Raw genomic sequence first — 15182 nt, forward strand, 5'->3', positions numbered from 1 at the left:
GAGTCCCAAGGGGACAATCTAATATAGAATAGGATGCAAATCCTATAAAAAAGAATAAAAAATCAAATCGATATACACAATGGAAAATCAAGAGTATTCAGTAGGTCTGGACATCGGGACAACAAAGATTGTCGCGATTGTCGGAAGGAGGAATGCACACGGGAAAATAGAAGTTCTCGGTGTAGGAAAGGCCAAAAGTCTTGGGGTTCACAAAGGGATTGTGAATAACATTTCACAGACCATTAATTCAATCAAAGCTGCTGTAGCTGAAGCACAGTCCAGCGCAGGAGTTCCTATCCGTAAGGTAACGGTGGGAATTGCAGGCAAACATATCCGTTCCCTGCAGCACTCGGATTATATTATGCGTGAAAACCCGGACAAATTTATCACAGATGATGATATTGAAGCATTAAAAGACCAGGTAAAAAAGCTGGTCATGCTTCCCGGAGAAGAAATTATCCACGTGCTTCCTCAGGAATATAAAGTGGACTCCGAAGGAGAAATCCAGGAACCTGTCGGCATGCACGGAAAACGTTTAGAAGCCAACTTCCACGTTGTAGTAGGACAAATGGGAAGCATCCGGAATATTGCAAGATGTGTAAGAGAAGCCGGATTGGAAATGGAAGCCCTTACATTGGAACCTTTAGCATCTTCCGAAGCTGTTCTTACCAAAGAAGAAAAAGAAGCAGGTGTCGCCATCGTAGATATTGGTGGCGGTACTACGGATATTGCTATTTTCAAAGACAATATCATCCGTCATACCTGCGTGATCCCTTATGGTGGAGGAATCATTACAGAAGATATCAAAGAAGGCTGTTCAATCATTGAAAAGCATGCCGAACAACTGAAAGTGAAATTCGGTTCAGCCGTTCCTGAACTGGAAAAAGACAGCACATTCGTTACCATTCCGGGGCTTCACGGAAGGCCGGATAAGGAGATTTCCCTTAAAACATTGGCGCAGATCGTTAATGCAAGAGTAGAGGAAATCCTGGAAATGGTCAATACAGAGCTAAAAGCTTATGGCGCCTTCGAGCAAAAGAAAAAACTCATTGCAGGAATTGTTCTCACAGGCGGTGGATCCAACCTGAAACACCTTCGTCAGCTAGCAAATTATACAACCGGTTTCGACAGCAGAATTGGTTTTGCAAACGAATACATTGCCAATGACAAAAACCAATACCTGAAAGGTCCTGAATATGCAACTTCCATTGGACTATTAATGGAAAGTTTGAAGATCCGCGATAAAAAACAATTTGCCATAGAGGAAGAGCAACCTACTCAGGAAAAGCCTCATGCGGAATCAGCAGCGATATCCGTTGAAGCCAGTACCATTGTTCAGCAGACACCGGTTCAGGAACAGGAAATCGTGAGTGAGGCTCAGGACAGCAAAAAAGCGGCAAAATTAACTTTTGGTCAGTCGCTTATGGAAAAAGTTAAAAAATTCTTTGAAGAAGTAGAATAAAAAATATAAATGATGAATGATACGCGATAAATGATTTGTCAGCTATCATGAATCAATGATCAATTATAAAAATTATAATTATGGAAAATATAGGAACACAGGGATTTTCGTTTGATTTACCAAAAGGAAATTCATCGATCATAAAAGTAATCGGTGTTGGCGGCGGTGGTAATAACGCCCTGAAGCACATGTACGAAAAAGGGATTCACGGTGTTGATTTCGTGATTTGTAATACAGATGCCCAGACCCTGGACAACAACCCGGTTTCAAATAAAGTTCAGTTAGGCACTACCATCACCGAAGGGCTTGGAGCAGGTGCAGACCCTGAAGTAGGAGAAAAGTCAGCTATCGAAAGCATCGAAGAGATCAAGGCTGCCATGGGTCAGAATACCAAGATGGTTTTCATCACAGCCGGAATGGGCGGTGGAACCGGAACAGGTGCAGCCCCTGTTATTGCCAAAGTAGCCAAAGACATGGGAATCCTGACAGTAGGTATCGTTACCGTTCCTTTCAGCTTTGAAGGAAAAAGAAGACTGGAACAGGCTGAAAATGGTCTCGAAAAACTAAGAAATAATGTTGACTCTTTAATCGTGATCAATAACGATAAGCTGAGACAGCAGTTCGGAAACCTTGGATTCAAGCAAGGGTTCTCAAAAGCCGATGAAGTTTTAACGAATGCTGCAAAAGGAATGGCGGAAGTTATTACAGGTTACTTTGATGTAAACATTGACTTCAGAGATGCTAAATCTGTGCTTCAGAATTCCGGTACGGCTCTTATGTCTACGGGTACTGCCTCAGGTGAAAATAAAGCGGAAGAAGCCGTTAAAAAAGCTTTAGACTCCCCATTATTGAATGACAATAAGATCACCGGCGCCAAAAACGTACTATTACTGATCAGAAGCGGTGCGGAAGAAGTAACAATGGACGAGATCGGCATCATCATGGACCACATTCAGAAAGAAGCAGGAAATACTGCAGATATCATTTTCGGGGTAGGTGCAGACGATGAATTGGGGGATGCAGTAAGCGTGTTGGTTATCGCAACAGGATTTTCCAATGATAATCAGAAATTCTCCGGTCCTACGGAAAAGATCAGGATTGGCTTGAATGATGCTTTTGACGCACCCAAAGCATCACCATTCAAAACAAAGGAAGAAAGAGAAGTTGTCTCTGAACAGGGCCATGACTTCGGAGGCAAAAAACTTTTCAGATTAGATGACGAAGACCAGGAGACCCCACAGTTTAAGGTAACGTCCACTGAAAAAAAAATGATTGTTGAAGAAGAAGACGTTAAAACGGAAATAAAATTCTTTGATAGAGAGGAAGATACGCTTGACAACCCTGTTCAGAGCTGGAGAAACGAAGAAGAACCTCAGCAGGAAGCCTTCAATTTATTCTCTTATGATGAAGAAGCAGAAGAATCCGGTGATCTGGAGATCCAGTCCTTTTCATTTGAAACAGAAGAAAAGAAACAGGAACCGGGATCAAACACCTTCACCAGCTCTCACGAAGAAGGAAAGCCGATCGAGTTCAGCTTCTTTGTTAACGAGCCTATCAATGAGCAAAAAGCTGATTTTGGGCAGCCTAAAGAAGAATTTAAGGCTGAGCCTGTAGCTCAAACCAGCGAAGAGCCTGTTCAGAAAACAGAAAGCTTTTTTCCAGTAAAAGAAGAAGAGCCGAAAGCTGAAGAAAAGCCCGTTTTCGAGAATAAAACGGAAACAGAAGCTCCAAAACCGGCAGGAAGCGAGTTCACTTTTGTGGATAAAGCCGTTGATCAGGACAGGGTAGTAGAAAGAAGAAACAAATTAAAAGAATTCAATTCCCGTTATCAGAGTTTTGATAATGTGAATGAATTTGAATCCATTCCTGCATTCAAAAGAAAGAACATCTCTATTGACGGGACCAACGCTTCGGATCAGAATATCAATACCTATCTATCCGAGAACAACGGCTCTATGCAGGTTAGGGAAAACAGATTTTTAAATAAGGATGTTGACTAAAATAATATAACAATGTATCAATCTGGTAATGTAACAATTCTGTGCATTCATAATTATTGGTGCATTGGTACACTTTTACATTGTTAAATTAATTAAAATGAGCTTAGAAAATACAATAAACGAAGCTATAAAAACAGCCATGAAAGAGAAAGACAGAGTTGCTCTGGACTCTCTTCGTGCTGTGAAATCCCAAATCCTGCTGCTAAAAACAGAGGCCAAAGGTGCAGAAGTTTCCACAGAACAGGAAATTGCCATCCTGCAGAGAATGATCAAGCAGCGTAAAGACTCTCATGAGCAATTTACCGCTCAGGGCAGGCAGGATCTTGCAGAAGTGGAAGAAGCCCAGATGAAAGTGATCGAGCAATTTCTTCCAAAACAGCTTACTCTGGAAGAGCTGGAAGCAGAAATGAAAAAGATCATTTCAGAAACCGGTGCCGAATCTATGAAAGATTTAGGAAAGGTAATGGGATCAGCCTCAAAAGCATTAGCAGGAAAGTCAGACGGAAAGAGCATTTCCGAAATGGCTAAAAAACTGCTTTCTTAAGTAAGTTAACCGTTGATAGTCAACAGTTGCCGGGGACATTACTCTCAACTATAAACTCTCAACTACAAACTACTCCACACGGATATTCAACCTTTGCATATCGATTTGATTAAAGAAGCCCGGAACGATTGTTCCGGGCTTCATTTTTTCATCCTTAAAATTCTGATAAAGACAGAATGTTTAAATTCTCTATTGAAATGAGGGAAACTTGGGATAGCCTTTTTTCATGGTTATTTGTTTCTTTTAGAACCTTTTCAAATTTAATAAAAATTTACGAATATTTATTATTTAATTTTAAACATAATTTAATTATGCATATAATATTATCATTCAAATATCTTTGTTCTTTTATTTCCAATATGAGGCTGATAGTTTTTATATATTGAAGGAAAATAAATAATTGTTTAACTTTGTAAGGATTTAAAAAAACAAAAAATGTATCCAACAGATTTAGTAATGCCTATGAAGGCTGAACTTACAGATAAAGGCTTCGAAGATTTAGCAACACCCGCTCAGGTGGAAGAAGCTTTAAAACAATCAGGGACAACCCTTTTAGTGATCAATTCCGTTTGCGGATGTGCAGCGGGAGCAGCAAGGCCGGGAGTTGTCTATTCTTTGACCGGAGATAAAAAACCTGATCATTTAACCACTGTTTTTGCAGGATATGATACAGAAGCGGTTGCAGAAGCAAGAAAACACCTGGCACCATTTCCTCCAAGCTCTCCTTGCGTAGCACTTTTTAAAGACGGAGAACTGGTTCATATGCTGGAAAGACATCACATTGAAGGAAATCCTGCAGGAGCCATTGCGGCCAACCTTCAGGCTGCTTATGATGAATACTGCTAAGAAACAAATTATATCTTATTCATAAACCGTTACAAATTTCGTAACGGTTTTTTTATTTAATTCTGTTAAATATTCTCTAAAAAGCCAAATATCATTATATTTGAAAATGGCAACGAAAGCACTTTTCAATACTGTGGTCAATTGGTTTATCCGCCAGCGGATAGATCAGATACAGAACTTCATGAACCATCCTGTAGAAACACAGAAAGGCATCCTGTTTTCCCAGTTGTTTCACGCTGAAGATACTGAGTACGGCAAGAAATACGGCTTCAGTTCCATTTCCAGCTATCAGGACTTTAAAAATAAGGTTCCCATTGTTACCTATGAAGATTTCGAACCTTATATTGAAAAGGCAAGACAGGGGCAAAAAGACGTAAGCTGGCCCGGCTACATCAAGCATTTTGCCAAATCTTCCGGAACTACAAATGCCAAAAGCAAATTCATTCCCATTTCTGCGGAAAGCCTGGAATACTGCCACATGAAAGCCGGAAAAGATATGGTTTCCATCTATGCCAACAATCACCCTGAAAACCAGCTTTTCACTAATAAGAACTTACGCTTGGGGGGAAGTTCGGAACTCTATGCCGATTTTAATACAAAATTTGGCGATCTATCTGCTATTTTAATTGATAATCTCCCTTTCTGGGTGGAAATTACCACCACTCCGAGCAAAAAAGTCTCCCTCATGTCCGAATGGGAAAGCAAGCTGAAAGCTATCATATCTGAAGTTAAGAATGAAGATGTAGGAAGCATTTTGGGTGTTCCAAGCTGGATGATGGTTCTTTTGCAGAGGGTATTACAAGAAACCGACGTTAAAAATATTTCAGAACTCTGGCCCAACCTGGAGGTCTTCTTCCATGGCGGGATCAGCTTTAAGCCTTATCGGGAGCAATACAGACAGATCATCGGGAAGAACATCAATTATTATGAAATTTATAATGCCTCCGAAGGCTTTTTCGGGATACAGGACAGATCGAACAGTGATGAGATGCTTCTGATGCTTGATTACGGTATTTTCTACGAATTCATCCCCATGGATCAGTTTCATTTTTCAAACCCGAAAGTGGTTAGCATTGAAGATGTGGAGATCGGCAAAAACTATGCAATGCTCATCACGACCAATGGCGGATTGTGGAGATACCTGATCGGGGATACGGTTGTATTTACTTCTACCGATCCGTTCAGGGTAAAGATCTCCGGAAGAACAAGGCACTACATCAACGCCTTTGGTGAAGAATTGATGATCACCAATGTAGAATCGGCCCTTTCAAAAGCCTGCGAAGTTACAGGAGCTTCCGTTACAGATTTTACCGGAGCCCCCGTCTTTATGAAGGAAAATGAGGGCGGAGCCCACGAATGGATCTTCGAGTTCAGTAAAATGCCTGATGATATGGAACATTTCATAAGCGCATTTGATGAAAACCTGAAAGCCGTAAACTCAGATTATGAGGCCAAACGATACAATAATATGACCTTAAAAAGGCCTGTTGTACATATTGCAAAACCTGATCTTTTTTATCACTGGCTGGAATCCAAAGGAAAGCTCGGCGGGCAGAATAAGGTCCCAAGGCTGAGTAATGACCGGGAATATATAAATCCCTTGTTAGAAATGAACAAATAAAGAAACCGCAGCAGTCTGCGGTTTCTTTTTTATTTCTTTAAATCTTCTTTTAATTTTTTTGCACCTTCTTCCACTTTTTCAGCTCCTTTAGCTGCTGCGTCTTTGATATCTTTTCCAACTTCCTTAGCCTCGGCTTTGATGTCCTTTCCTGCCTTGTTAAGATCTTGCTTCGTCTTCTGAGCAGCATTGTCTATTTTATCCCCCGCTTCATCCACCTTTGCTTTTACATCTTCTTTCGCTTTACTGATCTTGGATGTATCTACGATATCCGGATGCGACACTGTTGTAGTAGTCGTGGTAACCGATCCGTCCGGGTTTTCCACTTTTTCTGTCTTTGTTGTTTTGGTGCATGATGCTGCGACAGCTGAAACCATTACTATGGCTAAAATGTGTTTTTTCATATTGGTTGTTTTTCAATTATATAACGAACTATTCGGTTTTTATATTATCCGGCGTTGAAGATTCCGTTGTCTTTTTTTCTTCCGGTTTTTTCTTCTCTTCCTCCTGTTTCTTTTTATTTTCTTTTTCCAGCTCTTCCTTTATACGTTTTTCTTCCTGTTCAAGCCTTGCCGCTTCTTTCAAAGAATCCTGATACTTTTGGGAAGACATCCTGATCTGCCTCACTACATCAATAGAGGTAGCTCCGGCAGAAAAAGAATCAATAGCTGCCGTGTCATAATGTGCTTTCAAATCCTGGACTATATCCGCATTTGCCGTTTCTTTTTTAGAACAGGCGGTCATCAATAGGAATGAGAAAATAAAGCCTCCAAATAATCCATTTTTCATGGGACTAATTTAACAGAATTTCCGCAATCTCCGGATAATGGTCTGATAATTTTATGAACATTAGTTTTTTATCTTAAAAGTCGCAATCACGGGGTAATGATCAGAAAGGCCCACAGACCTGTCAACCTTATAACTCACCGGCTGTATTGATTCTGATGCAAAAATATAATCTATCCTTAAAGGAAATTTATAATCATGAAAACTTGTTGCGCTTCCTTTTCCCACCTCAACAAAAGCATCTTTCAGCCCTTCAGATAACTGATAGTATTCATAAGAATTGGGAACGGAATTCAGATCTCCGGCGAGTATCACCGGGTAAGGCGAGCTATCGATCCCCTTCCGGACTGCTTTCACCTGTTCCTGATGTTTCTTAAAGGTAGGAATAAGCCTTTTGACGACATCTTTTAGTTTCTGCTCATTTTCTTCATTGCTGCTGTTCAGCCTGACCATACTTTTTTCAAATTTGAATGGCTGCAGATATACGTTGATGAAGCGGTAGGTTTTTCCTTTTATTTCAATGTCCGTCTGGGAGGCGTATGCATTGTTGGTTTCAAAATCACTTTTAATCAGTTCTTTCTGGTCAATGATCTTATACCGGGTGAAAATAGCATTGATGGCATCGGATTTTGTGTTGTTCAGCTTTTCAAACTGAAATTCTTTCCTGCTGTATTCCTGCAGCAGAACAATATCCGCATCCAGGCTGTTAATATATTCTTCAATATGGCTGATCCCTTTTGAACCTGCTTTTACATTGAGGGAAACAATTTTAATATCAAAATTTTCTTTGGGATCAGAATTATAATTGATCCATCTTTTTACAGGATTGAGAAAGATCATACCCACTAAAATAAATACAATAGCTCTTTTCTTCCAGCTGGCTACCCAGAAAACAGACAGGAAAAGGTACAGGATCATTAATACGGGAAATCCTAAAGACAGCAGGTTAAACCAGGGAAATATTTTTGGCGGGACATAAGCATTCATGAATATTCCCAATAAAAGGAACAGTACCATAATATGGGTGATCAGCAATATAGTCCGCAGCAATTTCATCCTTATCCTATTGCTGCTGAAACCTGTTAAGATGCTTTCTCCATATCCTCGCCAGTATATAGCCCACCAAAGCTCCGCCTACGTGGGCGAAATGGGCAATTCCCCCTATACTTCCGTTAACTCCAAGATAAACGGAAACCACAACAGTAATTACTAATAAATATTTAGCCTTAATGGGGTAAGGAATAAACATAAAAATAAGCCTTTCATTAGGAAATAGGGTTGCAAAAGCAGCCACCACTCCAAAAATAGCCCCTGAAGCTCCTACTAAACGAGTAAGGATAACCCCTTTTATATCATTTATCAAACCCAGCTGGGCATCAATAGATTCCGGGGCTCCTTTTATATTCGGATCTGCCCCTGAGAAATAATCATAAATATTTAGTCCGTAAGTATTCTGTAATTCAAAAGCGATCTGCTGAATGCGAATGAATTCCCAGGCATTAAACAATACAAAAGCACCTATCCCGCTCAAAAAATACAGGATCAGAAATCTTTTGCCTCCCAATATTCTTTCTAAAAAAGAAAAACTCCACAGGGTGAACATATTGAATACGATATGCATGATCCCTATCCCGGCCCCAATTTCAGCATGCATAAACATATGGGTGATCACCTGCCATGAGTGGAACAATGGAGAAAAAGGATAATAACCGGAAAGAACGATATAAAGCTCGGGATTAGAAAGTACGTACAAAAAGAAATTCGACACCACATACACAACAATATTGATGAGGATAATATTTCTCGTAATTGGCGGTATATTGTCAAACATCTTTTTTAAAATTTATTTTTAAAATCATTGAAAGGAATTTCATAGAAGCATCTTTTCCCGTTTGGTAAAAATTCCGGGAACCCCAAAGCAGTAAAATCTTTGATCAGCTGTTCTGCATCCTTTTTATAAATAAAATCGAACCGGGACTTGGACTGCATTTTATTCCACTGAGTCTGGTAATACTGCAGAAACTCTTCTTCCGTTTTGTATTCCAGGATCTCAAACAGATCCTCCAGGAATTTCATGACCTGGGTTTCTTTCAGGCCTTCGGGCACGGCATCTATCCTCAATACATTTTCATGAGCAATCTTCATATCGAATCCAAGCTCAGGAAGATATTTTTTGATCGACCGGTACTTGTTCTTTTCCACTTCATTCATATGGTATTCCAGAGAGAAAAGAAGGGAATGGCTGCTTATTGTTCCCTGTTTTGACGGTTTGGCATTTTCAGAAACCACCAGGCGGTGCATTCTTCCCAGATCAAGCATCAGTGTCATATCTCCTTTATTGAAAAGCCAATAGCCATTCGGAAGCCTCATCAGGTCTTCATCAAAATCTTCATCTTCAAACAGATTGATCTTTGATGGCTCCGCAGCGATATTCTGATGATACATCTCTGCCAGATTCTGGATTTCCGCCTGTTTTACCTCTTTTTCCTGTAAAAACGGATTGTAGTCTCTATCAACAACAATTTCAGGCATTTTGATGCTCACACTGTTTCCCTTGCTTGGGGAAGGTGCATGCATGATCTGATCCAGCTGAGGATCTTTCTCAAAATCAAGGCTTGGCGCTACATTATAGATCCCTAAGGATCTTTTGATCGTAGAACGGATCAGGGCAAAAATAAGATGCTCGTCTTCGAATTTCACCTCTGTCTTCTGCGGATGAATATTGACATCTATCTTTTCCGGATCAAGTTCCAGAAAAAGAAAAAAGGTCGGCACATACCCCGGAAGAAGAAGCCCTTCAAATGCTTCCTGAACCGCTTTATTGAAATACGGACTTTTGAAAAACCTCCCGTTGACAAAAAGGAACTGCTCTCCTCTTGTTTTTTTGGCGCCTTCAGGCTTGGCCACAAACCCGTGAAGCTTACACCAGATGATATCTTCTTTTATGGGAATCAGCTGCGGCTGCAGTTTTCTCCCGAAAATATCCACAATACGCTGCATCTGGCTTCCTTTTCTCAGTCTGAAAACAGGCTCATCATCATGGAACAGGGAAAATTCCAGATTTTCGTGGGCCAGTGCCACACGCTGGAATTCATCGATCACATGCCTGAACTCAACATTATTATTTTTAAGGAATTTCCTTCTTGCCGGAACATTATAGAAAAGATTCTTTACTAAAAAATTAGATCCGTCCGCTGTCTGGACAGGATCCTGAAACTGGAAAACCCCGCCTTCAATATAGATATTGGTTCCTACGGCTGCATTTTTCTGCTTGGTTCTCAGCTCTACCTGGGAAACAGCTGCAATGGAGGCTAAAGCTTCACCCCGGAATCCTTTTGTAACAATTTTAAAGATATCGTCCGTGCCTCTGATCTTGGAAGTGGCATGTCTTTCAAATGACATTCTTGCATCGGTCTCAGACATTCCTTTTCCGTCATCCACCACCTGGATCAGGTTTTTCCCGGCATCTCTTACGATCAGCTCTATTTTTGAGGCATCTGCATCTATGGCGTTCTCCAAAAGTTCTTTCACGATGGAAGCAGGTCTCTGCACCACTTCACCTGCGGCAATCTGGTTTGCTACATGATCCGGTAAAAGCTGAATAATATCTGACATAAACGTTAAATCAAATACAAAAATAGGTAATGAAAATGGTAATAAAAATAATAATATCCTAATTAAGATTTTTTTATCTCTATGCAAATAGCTTGCCTTTCGTTTACTTAGACGTTTCTGTAATAGGAATAGATTTTCTATTTATTGATAGAAATGGCTTTTATGGATTTAGATAGAAATGATTTAAAAGAATTTTTTACTTGTATATTACAAAGATATATAATAAGAAATTATTTTGAATTAAGCGCGGCGGGGGTCAGAAGTTTATATCCTTAATCTCATTATACTTCTCAATCAGTAAGCCAGCACCTCCCCGTGATGCAATTTCCAGGAGATCGGTTTCACACAAAGCATCCATTCTGTACATCTGGTCTTTATCTGAGCTCATTACTCCTAGTACCTCATCAAATTCTGCAATGTTATCTATCGCGTTTTTGATGATATCGATGAGTTGTTCAAAATTTTCAGAAGATACAGCAACATCCCCTATATAGTTTTCCAGCCTGGCACCTTTTCTGTACCTGGGATACTCTTCCAGTCCCATAAATGCCAGCATCCATTCTTTCCTATAACTCCCTGCGGCTTTGCTTATTCCTATATAGTCTGCTATAAGTTCATCATGCAGATTGTTGGAGGCCTGCCCATATCTTTTCAGGGTATATAAATGAGCGCACTCATGTTCGAGCCTTATGGAAAAAGAATAGGATTCCCAGACCTCATCCGCAAGTCCCAGGCTACGGGCAGGCACATTACTATAGGGCTTTGTGCTTAATATGACCAGTTTATCCTTATATAACCCATGCACAGGCAAAATATTCTTTGAAAATTCCTGATTCCAGTTTCCCAAAGGGTTGTGTATTGTCCACTCTCTTTTAAGGGAACGGATCCTGTCCCAATTATTCACCCCATTAGCCAGGAGCGCTCCCATAGACAGGGGCACCGGGAAGGGATTATTTTTGTATAAAATACATTGAATGATCTTTATAAAATCCTCCGCATCCGGTATGACGAGAACCGGAATCTTGCCGGCAATACTTTCGTGTATTTTTATCTTTAGACCGTCCGGATCGTTAAGATTCAGAGGATCACTGATATTCAGGTGGTCTGTTTTTCCTTTTAAGACCGCTTCAGCGTACACCTGGGTTTTGTCAACCCCTTCTTCTATAGGGAAATGGAATTGGGGATAGCAGCTTCTCAATATAGATAGGGCTCCCTCTTCCATAGCTCTTTCACAATATTTTTCCCATGAGCTAATATATGACTCCTCCGGAAAAGATGTTTCCTGCTTTTTTTCCTGCGAACAGAATTTATTCTGAAAATACTCATTCAGCTTCTCCGAAAAATCCTGTTCTTTTTTTTCAGGCCTTACATATGAAATATCAGGTATCATACTATGCGATCTGGCGTTTGGCAAGTTGTGAGAATAAGCCTTCTTTTTCCATAAGCTCATCATAGGTACCGGTTTCCACAATGGTCCCTTTATCCATCACATAGATGCGGTCGGCATTTTTAATGGTGCTTAACCGGTGGGCGATAATAATACGGGTAGCCTGAAGCTTATCCAAACTTTCGGAAACAATATTCTGCGTCCTGTTGTCCAATGCGCTGGTAGCCTCATCCATAAAGAGGAGTCTTGGTTTGTGCACTATGGCTCTTGCGATCATAAGACGCTGTCTCTGTCCACCCGAAAAAGTTCCTGCTCCTTCACTTACCACGGTATGCATTTCCATAGGCATCTGCTTGATATCTTCTTCCATACCCGCCATACGGGCAGCTTCCCAGGCTTCATCCAGGGTAAGCTCTGAATTCCCTACAATATTCTGATAGATACTTCCGGACATCAGTGCTCCATTCTGTAGAACCACCCCAATCTGTCTCCTTACCAGCTCTTTATTCATAGAGTCATACGAGTCCCCATCATAATATATTGATCCGGCTTCCGCCTGTTCAAACCCTAAAAGAAGTCTCATAATGGTAGATTTTCCTGAACCTGAGGCTCCTACAAAGGCAACCATCTCTCCCGGCTTGATTTTAAAGGTAACATTATTCAGCACTAAAGGCAGGTCTTCATTGTATCTGAAGGAAACCGAATTCATTTCAATATCTCCTGCCAGCTCACCCGGGTCTACACTTTGTTCTGCAGATTCCGTTTCTTCTTCCAGGATGGGTTTTACTCTTTCATAAAGAGAAATTACATTAAGAGAGGTGATCAGAGCCATGCTTAATCTTAAGCTGTCACTTAAAAACCGGTTAAATGCCGTAATGAATGCCATAAATGCTCCCACTGTCAGCATGCTGGTTGCCGCATCTGAATGAAGTACCGTATAATATAGGAAAGAAAAGAAGAAGATGCTTGTAAGCAAAGGATAAGAAGCATTAAATGTTTCTACAAAGTTCTGATAGCTTCCTGAACTAAAGCCCAGTTTTTTCAGCTTTGAAAATTTATCCGCCCAAAGGGTAAAAACTCTTCTTTCTCCGCCTGTTACTCTTATTTTGGTAATGCCTGACAGGAATTCGAAAAGAAAGCCCTGTATTTCACCCTGATATTCAGATACTTTTCTATCATGCTTTAATTTAAGCCATCCCATGCTGATCATAAAAACAGCCGCAATCACCCCTAGAGCTACTCCTACCCAAGCCAGTTTGGAGTCATAATAAAAAAGAAGTATTAAATTCACGAAAGAAAAAGCCCCGCTCAATACGGCTGTCATTAGAGTACTTGAAACTATCTGTCGTATCGCGTTGATACTCAACACCCTGTTGGTAAGGTCTCCTGCCGTAAATCTTTTATAGAATGTTACCGGAAGTCTGAGCATATGATCCATTACTCCCGCCTGTAAATTAATGCTGGATTTTGTTTCAACCCTTAACTGCAATACACCCTGAGCCAGCTGCAATCCTGCAGTAACCAGTCCTATCATGATCAGAATCATGAAAACCTCCACGTGTAAGGATCTGTCTGCTGTCGGGATAACGTCATCATACATTTTCCCGGATAATATAGGAACAAGCAGACCGATCAAGCTACCTGCCAATGCTGCCAGTGCCAATACTTTTGCATCTTTTTTAACTCCTTTCAGGGCAAAACCCGCCACTTTTTTTATGGAGCTCATTTTACCGTCAAATCCTGAAAAAAACATATACCCTATCGGCTCCAGAGTATCGGCAACTTCATTATTGACATCTGTCTCCTCCCCTGTTGAGAGGTCTTTTAAAATATAGCTGTCTGAATTTTTTTGAAGCAGGGCAACAGGGGTTTTGTCTTTTTTGGTAAATGCTAACAGAGGACCGTTTTCTTCTTTCCACCATACCCCTCTCAGGATGATCTTGCGGATCCTGATATTGGAACTTTTGGCTATGGCATACAGCTGATTGGTCATACTGTTCTGATAAGACTCCATATGCTTAGGGATCTCCAGCTTAAATCCGATCTGGTCCCCTATTAACTGACATGTCGAAAAAAGAATATTCCGCCCGTTTGATCTTTGAACCGGAACAGTATGGGAACTTCCTTCATTCCCGGCTACGATAGATTTTATCTTATCCAGGGTATTCTTCAGCCCTTCTTCTTCATTTACCAGCTTCTCCTGAAAATAATTGCTCTCATCTGATTTTTGGGTTTCTATGATCGTATTAAGCTGTGAATAGAAATAGCCTTCCAACTTATGCAAAGAGTGCAAAAAATAGATCTCATCCTGTAATGCTTCTCTGGTACTTAATACTTTAACTTCCGTATCACCAGTTACTGATTTTATCCATAATTTATTGGATACCGGAACATGAAAACCGGGATATTCTTCAAAACTGACAGGTGTATTTTCAGAAAACACATTGATTTCCCCTTTAAGAAGCTGGATCCAGTTGATCCCGTTTGAGGGGAAAGCAACAGTATTTTTTTCTAAAGTTATCACTTCAAAATCATCCAGCGCCTTATAAACTCTCGGACTGTTGCCTGTATTGATGACTGAAGTGGTCTTTAATATCCATTTATTGACCATATTCTTTAAAAAGAACTGGTCTATTTCAAAAACTTCGCTTTTATCAATGGCCAATAGTACAGCCTGGTTTGAAAAAGCAATGAGTCTTGTATTGTCTGTGTGCTCCTTAGTTAATAAGCTAAATAATATTTCTCCTTTTTGAACGGTATAGAAATGCTTCAGAGGGTTTAAATATTCTCCGTTTTCATCCACTTTCGTATAGAAAACATTGACTTCCCCCGAAAGCACCATCCAAAATTTATCTGTATCATTCAGAGTAAAAGGGTTTTCGACTCCGATATATATTTTTTCTTTTGCAGACATAGGATTAAAA

Annotated in this window: 12 protein-coding genes; 5 read left to right on the forward strand and 7 right to left on the reverse strand. The window is 40.3% G+C overall.

Annotation, left to right across the window (positions count from 1 at the left end; all coding sequences use genetic code 11):
- Positions 1-79 precede the first annotated feature (79 nt).
- The 5 genes from ftsA to HNP38_RS12955 all read left to right on the forward strand — a co-directional run bounded on the left by ftsA (position 80) and on the right by HNP38_RS12955 (position 6473).
- Entirely contained in the window at positions 80-1462 is a 1383-nt protein-coding gene (gene ftsA / locus HNP38_RS12935; RefSeq protein ID WP_184190171.1) for a cell division protein FtsA, read from the forward strand.
- Between the two features lie 80 nt (positions 1463-1542).
- Entirely contained in the window at positions 1543-3462 is a 1920-nt protein-coding gene (gene ftsZ / locus HNP38_RS12940) for a cell division protein FtsZ (protein WP_184190173.1), read from the forward strand.
- A gap of 97 nt (positions 3463-3559) precedes the next feature.
- Positions 3560-4006 carry a GatB/YqeY domain-containing protein gene (locus HNP38_RS12945; protein ID WP_184190175.1) on the forward strand — a complete coding sequence of 149 codons (447 nt, stop codon included), beginning with the start codon at positions 3560-3562 and terminating at the stop codon, positions 4004-4006.
- A 435-nt stretch (positions 4007-4441) separates the two neighbouring features.
- A complete protein-coding gene (locus tag HNP38_RS12950; protein ID WP_184190177.1) occupies positions 4442-4852 on the forward strand; it encodes a BrxA/BrxB family bacilliredoxin in 411 nt (136 codons plus the stop codon).
- A 106-nt stretch (positions 4853-4958) separates the two neighbouring features.
- Positions 4959-6473: a GH3 auxin-responsive promoter family protein gene (locus HNP38_RS12955; RefSeq protein ID WP_184190179.1), complete on the forward strand. Its 1515-nt coding sequence runs from the start codon at positions 4959-4961 to the stop codon at positions 6471-6473.
- Between the two features lie 29 nt (positions 6474-6502).
- Here HNP38_RS12955 and HNP38_RS12960 read toward each other — a convergent pair whose 3' ends face one another.
- The 7 genes from HNP38_RS12960 to HNP38_RS12990 all read right to left on the reverse strand — a co-directional run bounded on the left by HNP38_RS12960 (position 6503) and on the right by HNP38_RS12990 (position 15172).
- Positions 6503-6874 (reverse strand): YtxH domain-containing protein, encoded by a 372-nt coding sequence (locus HNP38_RS12960; RefSeq protein ID WP_184190181.1) that lies wholly within the window; start codon positions 6872-6874, stop codon positions 6503-6505.
- A gap of 28 nt (positions 6875-6902) precedes the next feature.
- Positions 6903-7259 (reverse strand): hypothetical protein, encoded by a 357-nt coding sequence (locus HNP38_RS12965; protein ID WP_184190183.1) that lies wholly within the window; start codon positions 7257-7259, stop codon positions 6903-6905.
- Between the two features lie 60 nt (positions 7260-7319).
- Positions 7320-8312 carry an endonuclease/exonuclease/phosphatase family protein gene (locus tag HNP38_RS12970; protein WP_184190185.1) on the reverse strand — a complete coding sequence of 331 codons (993 nt, stop codon included), beginning with the start codon at positions 8310-8312 and terminating at the stop codon, positions 7320-7322.
- 7 nt (positions 8313-8319) lie between these two features.
- Positions 8320-9087, reverse strand: coding sequence for a rhomboid family intramembrane serine protease (locus tag HNP38_RS12975; RefSeq protein ID WP_184190187.1), 768 nt, complete (start codon positions 9085-9087; stop codon positions 8320-8322).
- A gap of 5 nt (positions 9088-9092) precedes the next feature.
- Positions 9093-10871: a DNA mismatch repair endonuclease MutL gene (mutL, locus tag HNP38_RS12980; RefSeq protein ID WP_184190189.1), complete on the reverse strand. Its 1779-nt coding sequence runs from the start codon at positions 10869-10871 to the stop codon at positions 9093-9095.
- 256 nt (positions 10872-11127) lie between these two features.
- Positions 11128-12261, reverse strand: coding sequence for a DUF7005 family protein (locus HNP38_RS12985; protein WP_184190191.1), 1134 nt, complete (start codon positions 12259-12261; stop codon positions 11128-11130).
- A gap of 1 nt (position 12262) precedes the next feature.
- Complete coding sequence (locus HNP38_RS12990) at positions 12263-15172, reverse strand: NHLP bacteriocin export ABC transporter permease/ATPase subunit (RefSeq protein ID WP_184190193.1); 2910 nt, start codon at positions 15170-15172, stop codon at positions 12263-12265.
- Positions 15173-15182: the final 10 nt, after the last annotated feature.

It is taken from the genome of Chryseobacterium defluvii (genome assembly GCF_014204415.1).
Taxonomy (GTDB): Bacteria; Bacteroidota; Bacteroidia; order Flavobacteriales; family Weeksellaceae; genus Chryseobacterium; species Chryseobacterium defluvii_A.